The 6,054-nt window shown below is 62.3% G+C and carries 5 protein-coding genes; 3 read left to right on the forward strand and 2 right to left on the reverse strand.

Translation table 11 applies throughout. The features are described from left to right. Positions 1 to 782 precede the first annotated feature (782 nt). The 3 genes from OKB81_RS18930 to OKB81_RS18940 all read left to right on the forward strand — a co-directional run bounded on the left by OKB81_RS18930 (position 783) and on the right by OKB81_RS18940 (position 3,218). Entirely contained in the window at positions 783 to 1,547 is a 765-nt protein-coding gene (locus OKB81_RS18930; RefSeq protein WP_053288904.1) for an EAL domain-containing protein, read from the forward strand. Between the two features lie 153 nt (positions 1,548 to 1,700). Next, complete coding sequence (locus OKB81_RS18935; protein ID WP_042882740.1) at positions 1,701 to 2,474, forward strand: hypothetical protein; 774 nt, start codon at positions 1,701 to 1,703, stop codon at positions 2,472 to 2,474. A gap of 339 nt (positions 2,475 to 2,813) precedes the next feature. After that, positions 2,814 to 3,218: a hypothetical protein gene (locus OKB81_RS18940; protein ID WP_010672394.1), complete on the forward strand. Its 405-nt coding sequence runs from the start codon at positions 2,814 to 2,816 to the stop codon at positions 3,216 to 3,218. 93 nt (positions 3,219 to 3,311) lie between these two features. On the opposite strand, the gene OKB81_RS18945 is transcribed toward OKB81_RS18940, so the two are convergent. After that, complete coding sequence (locus OKB81_RS18945; RefSeq protein ID WP_041214146.1) at positions 3,312 to 4,532, reverse strand: aromatic amino acid transporter; 1,221 nt, start codon at positions 4,530 to 4,532, stop codon at positions 3,312 to 3,314. A gap of 198 nt (positions 4,533 to 4,730) precedes the next feature. Continuing rightward, entirely contained in the window at positions 4,731 to 5,945 is a 1,215-nt protein-coding gene (locus OKB81_RS18950; protein ID WP_043155441.1) for an aromatic amino acid transporter, read from the reverse strand. Positions 5,946 to 6,054: the final 109 nt, after the last annotated feature.

Consider the following 6,054-nt stretch of genomic DNA (forward strand, 5'->3'; position numbering starts at 1 on the left):
GCGATAAAATCAGATCACAATCGAAGCCATTTTTATATCTATTTCAATTGGTTGCTGCTAAAGATCCTGTACATGAATCGAACCTACAGAAAGCGGTGGCTTGCAGAGCATGCCGGTCGGTGCCGAGCATCGAGAAACCCAACATTGACCTTGGGTTGGCATAACGCCCCCTCATCCCCAACCCTTCTCCCGCGAGGGGAGAAGGGGGCAACCCGTAGGTTCGATTAGCCGCCAGGCGTAATCGGACGTTCGCGTAAATCGATTCTCCCGCCATAACAGCCAGCCGAATTTCCTCCCTCCGGCTGGCCGCCTCTGTTGCACGACAACAACCGCAATCAAAGCCTCTCGTTCGTCCGATTACGCTGCGCTAATCGAACCTACAGGGCATTGGCTGGTGCTCTATGCCGGTTGCTCAAGATCGGCCATTGCCCTTTGCGGGCTATGAGCGGGCCAAGTTGCTGCATCAGGGCACACTGCGAGCATGCATAAGTAAAAATTGGGTCATTATCCGAAAACCCATAAATTCTGTTTATACCGACTGCCTTGGCGGAGTTGGCTGCCACCAGCGGCGCTAACGGGTGCCTACGGGGCATCGCCCGATCTCTGGCAAACAAGCGAGGCCATCCGCGCCCGCCCTTGCCGCATATCTTGCAGCAAACGGGGTAACGTTTGGTACCTCAGGAGGAGTGGCTGCGTATTACCGGGAAATTACTCTGCTGGCGGAGCCGAGCTGTTATCATTTGAGTCAGTCCCCAGCGCCGCCACGCCCCGAGAGGAGAGTCATGGATATACCTGCCGCCCCGTCCTCCACCCTCTGCCAGCAGTGTCATGAGCAGGTGGATCTCGACTTCGATTTCACCATGGCCTTCCAGCCCATCGTCGATTGCAGCCAACGCACTGTCTTCGGCTACGAGGCCCTGGTGCGGGGGCTCAACAACGAGTCGGCGCAGAGCGTGATTGCCCGGGTCAACGACGACAACCGCTACCGTTTCGATCAGCTGTGCCGCATCAAGGCCATCGCGCTGGCCGCCCGGCTCGATATGCGGGGCATGCTGAGCATCAACTTCCTGCCCAATGCGGTCTATCGCCCGGAGCGCTGCATTCGCACCACGTTGCAGGCGGCCCGCGAGCACCTCTTCCCCATCGAGCAGATCATGTTCGAGTTCACCGAGGTGGAACAGGTGCAGGACAACCGCCATATTCGCGGCATCGTCGATCACTATCAGGCCCTGGGCTTCAAGACGGCGATCGACGACTTTGGCGCCGGTTACTCGGGCCTGAGTCTGCTGGCCGATTTTCGCCCCGACATCATCAAACTCGATATGCACCTGCTGCGCGGCATCGACCAGGACCCGATCCGTCAGGCCATCGTTCGCCACTGTCTGGCGCTGTTTACGGAGTTGCAGATCACCCCGCTGGCGGAAGGGGTCGAGACCCGCGACGAGATGGCCTGCCTGCGGGAGATGGGCGTCAGCCTGATGCAGGGCTATCTGTTTGCCCGCCCCGGCTTCGAAACCCTGCCCGAGGTGGATTTCGCCAGCCTGTGAGCGGCGCTGGCTATCTCCCTTTGTTGTCGTTCATTCGGGCAAGGCGGCCCGGAGGGTATCCACGGGCGGACGGCAGAAAGCGCTGGACCGGGCAACCCCCTGGGCTAGGATAGGACTGTCACCCTTTGCAACCACCGCTCTGACAGGGACACCATGGCGCAGGTTTCAGGATACCGCTTCTTCGCTCTTTCACTGCTCTTGCTGCTGGCCTTCCAGGTATGGGGGGCGCAAGGCAGGGGCAACATCACACTGGTGAGCTCCCTTGAAACCAGGGAGTCCCCCTATGGTCGCTGGCTCGATCTCATCTATCGGGACGCGTTCGCTCGCCTGGGCTATGACTTCCAGTACCAGGGCTACCCCGGGGGACGGGCCCCCCTGCTGGCAGAGCAGGGACAGGTCGATGGCGAGATCCACCGCGCCGCCAGCTACCAGCAGCAGACCCGCACCCTCCAGCGCGTGCCCGAGCCCCATTTCGCCGTCTCCTATCAGGCCTATGCCCACCAGCCCGGGATCCAGCTGCAGGGGTGGCACAGCCTGCTGGGCACCGGTTATCGGGTCGAGTTTCGCCGTGGCGCCAAGCTGCCGGAGATGATGCTGGGCAAGGTGGTGGCACCGAACCGGCTCTTTGCCATCACCACCGCCGAGCAGGGGATGGGCAAGCTGCTCAAGGGGCGCAGTGACCTCTATGTGGAGCAGACCCTGATTGCCAGCCAGGCCCTGGCCGCCCTGACGCGCCAGGACCCGGGCTATGCCGGCATCTACTCCGCCGGGGTGATGGAGCTGGCCGATTCTTACGTCTACCTGCACGAACGGCATCAGGATCTGCTGGCCCCCCTTGCCAGCGTGATCCGGCAAATGAAGCAGGACGGCACGGTGGCGCGCTATGAGCAGCAGGCCATGGCGGCTGAGGGCACCAGCCAGCCATGACGTCCTCTTTTTCCGCAAGCCCTCCCGCGCCCTGACCATGCAGGAGACCCGGGGCGATCAATTCTGTCGCAGAGTCATGGCCGCAGCGGGCACCCTGTTCGTCAACACCACGTTGACAAAAACGCCCCCTGTATCAGGGATACTCGCCATATAAAACCCCATCGACCTTGTGTTCATCTGGCTTGCGGCCAAAAGGCACCATGTCCGTCTGTGCATACCCCAAATCTTGCAACATCCCCCACTCCGACCGCCCCATCATTTCGATGGAGTCGCGTCATCGTTCAGGCATATCTTCCCCTCGAGGCCCGTGCCAGGGCCCGATCACAGGAGCAATAGATAATGAAAAAAGCAGTAACGGCCGCCTTGCTGGCCATGATGATGGCGGCCTCGGTTCAGGCGGCAGACAAGGTGACCACGGTGCCGGTGCACTTCGCCAAAGGCGCGCACAGCGCCAAGGTTGACGGCACCTTCTCCGGTTATGACACCATCAACTACACTCTGGGCGCCAAAGAAGGCCAGACCATGACTGTCGCCATCACCGGCAGCACCAATGCCAACTTCAACGTCTTCGCGCCGGGCGCCATCCCGGGTCAGGCCGAGGCTCTGGGCGGCGGCAACGTGGACACAAAATGGCAAGGCACCCTGCCCAAGTCGGGCAAGTACCTGATCCAGGTCTACCAGATGCGCGCCACCGCCCGTAAAGGCGCCAAGGTCCCCCACTCCCTGTCGGTCGGCATTCAGTAACCGACGCCAATATTGCCTGTGTGACAAGCAAGAAGGAGCCCATGAGGCTCCTTCTTTGTCATTGTGTGCTGGCACTGCGACCCGGGTCACGGCTCAGCCCTTGTAGGCGGGCAGCAGGTCCACCATGTTGAGCAGGTGGAAGGCGGCGGTCAGCACGCCGAACAGGATCACCAGGACGATCATGAAGAGGCCACCGGGGGCGCGGAAGCCCTCGCCACCTTCTTCGCGCCGGGCCGCCCGCACCTTCCAGGCCAGCAGGGGCGGGATGATGCAGGTCCACAGGGTCGCCACGGCGCCCGCATAGCCGATGGCCACCAGGAAGCCGAACGGGAACAGCAAGGAGAGCACCAGGGGCGGCAGGAAGGTCACCGCCCAGGACTTGGCGCGGCCACCCCGGCTGTTGTCGAACTTGAACAGATCCGCCAGGTAGTCGAACACCCCGAGCCCCACCCCGATGAAGGAGGAGAGGATGGCCGCCATGGAGAAGGCGTTGAGGGCGCTGGCCACCGCCTTGGACTCGATCACCGAACCGAGAGCCTTGAGCAGGGCATCCACGTTGCCCCCCTCCGCGATCACCGGGCCGAACTCGCTGCGGGGCAGGTTGCCAAAGACGCTCACCAGCCAGATGAGGTAAAACGCGAGCGCGATCAGGGTGCCCCCCAGAATGGCGCGGCTGGCGCGACGCTCTTCACCGTAGTAGGCGCGCATGGAGGAGACCGAATGGTGGTAGCCGAACGAGGTGAGCGCCACCGGCAGCATCACCAGGGCATAGGGGGCGTAGCTCACTTCGCTGCCCACCCGGTCGAGCAGCAGATCGAGGCGCACGTTCATCGACAGGCCCGAGATGCCGAAGGCAAAGCTCAGCCCCATCAGGATCACCAGCAACACCGAGATGCGGTCCACCGCCCGGGTGGAGTGCCACACCAGCAGGGAGAAGGCCAGGGTAAAGAGCACGGACGCCCACTGGCTGCCCATCCCCGTCATACCGTCGATGATGAGACCGGCCGAGGTGATGTAGGCATAGAGCAGGATGCCACCGACGAAATAAACGCTGAGATTGTTGAGGGCGTTGACCTTCTCCCCCAGCAGATCCCGGGTCACGGTATCGAAGGAGACGCGCAGGGGATAGCCCCGATAGGACTCCAGCAGCATCCAGCCGGAGACCGTCATCACCACCATGGTCAGTGCCACCGCGAGCATGGACCAGAGGGTCCAGGCGCCCGCCCCCGCACTCGGCAGCCCCAGCATGCCGGCCCCCACACAGACGCCGGCAATGATGCATGCCCCGCCCACCAACGATGGTTTCTGTTCCATTACTCCCCCAAACGGATTGTCGACTGGTCACGGCACACCGCCGTGCTTCTCCTGCGTTCGCCACTGCTGGCGCCGGGGGACTTTACCCTGCATGCCTTCGGGTATCAAATCCGGAGGGAAAATGGGGAGAAACGGACCGGATCCTGCGCCCCATCCGTGGAATATGCTCGGGATGGGGCCAGGTTCAGCACACCAGGGTCAACCGGTGTAGACGGGCAGCAGACCCGCCATGGCCATCAGGTGGAAGATGGCGGTAAGCACCCCGAAGACGATGACGGCCACCACCATGGGCTGGCCGCCGGGGGCCTTGAACCCCGCCTCGTCCGGGGCCAGCTCCCGGGACTTCTTCGCCAGCAGGGCCGGGATGATGCAGGCCCAAACGGTCGCCGCTGCCCCGGCATAGCCGATGGCCACCACGAAGCCGAACGGGAACATCAGGGAGAGCGCCAGGGGGGGCAGGAAGGTCACCGCCCAGGATTTGGCCCGCCCCCGGCGGCTGTTGTCGAACCGGAACAGATCCGCCAGATAGTCGAACACCCCGAGCCCCACCCCGATGAAGGAGGAGAGGATGGCCGCCATGGAGAAGAGGTTGATGGCCTGGGAGACCTGCCTGGACTCTATCACCGAGGCCAGCGCCCCCAGCAGCACATCCACGTCACCCCCCTTGGCGATGACGGGGCCGAAGGCGGGACGAGGCAGGTTGCCGAAGATGCTGAGCAGCCACAGCAGATAGAGCGCCAGGGCGATCAGGGTCCCCCCCAGGATCGCCTGCCTGGCTTTCTGCTCCTCGCCGTAATAGGCGCGCATCGATGCCACCGAGTGGTGGTAGCCAAACGAGGTGAGCGCCACCGGCAACATGGCCAGGGCGTAAGGGGCGCGGCCCAGCTCCTCGGCAAAGGAGTTGAACAGCTTGGCGGTGTCGACCTTGCTGGCAAGCCCGGAGACCCCGAACACGAAACTCAGCACCATGAAGACGATCAGGACGACCGAAATCCTGTCCACCGCCCGGGTCGAATGCCAGACGAACCAGGAGAACACCAGCACGAACAACACCGAGGCCAGCTGGCTATTGATGCCCAGCAGGCCGCCCAGGATGAGACCCGACGAGGTGATGTAGGCATAGAGCAAAATGCCGCCCACGAAATAGACGGTGAGGTTGTTGAAGAGATTGATCCTGTGACCGAGCAGATCCTTGGTCACCGAGTTGAAGGAGGCGGTCAATGCGTAGGGTTTCAGGGCTTCCAGCAGCATCCAGCCTGAAACCGTCATGACGACCATGGTAAGAATGATGGCGAGGGTTGACCAGCTGGTCCAGGCCCCGGCTCCCGCGCTCGGCAGCCCCAGCATGCCGGCACCGACACAGACGCTGGCAATGATGCAGGCCCCTCCGATGACGGACGGTGTTGATGTCATGTGTGTCACTCCAAATCTTTCACAGAGCAGTGAAAAAAAAGGTTCATCGCGGCTTTCCGGGGAAGGCCGCCTTGATTTTCAGAAAAAAGTATTCTGAGTCCCTAAATCC

Origin of the sequence: Aeromonas sp. QDB56, assembly GCF_027705505.1 — a bacterium.
Taxonomy (GTDB): domain Bacteria; phylum Pseudomonadota; class Gammaproteobacteria; order Enterobacterales; family Aeromonadaceae; genus Aeromonas; species Aeromonas caviae.

Coding starts and splice junctions, on each gene's coding strand:
- OKB81_RS18930 (WP_053288904.1), top strand. CDS start 783: ATGGATATACCTGCCGCCCCGTCCTCCACCCTCTGCCAGCAGTGTCAT.
- OKB81_RS18935 (WP_042882740.1), top strand. CDS start 1,701: ATGGCGCAGGTTTCAGGATACCGCTTCTTCGCTCTTTCACTGCTCTTG.
- OKB81_RS18940 (WP_010672394.1), top strand. CDS start 2,814: ATGAAAAAAGCAGTAACGGCCGCCTTGCTGGCCATGATGATGGCGGCC.
- OKB81_RS18945 (WP_041214146.1), bottom strand. CDS start 4,532: ATGGAACAGAAACCATCGTTGGTGGGCGGGGCATGCATCATTGCCGGC.
- OKB81_RS18950 (WP_043155441.1), bottom strand. CDS start 5,945: ATGACATCAACACCGTCCGTCATCGGAGGGGCCTGCATCATTGCCAGC.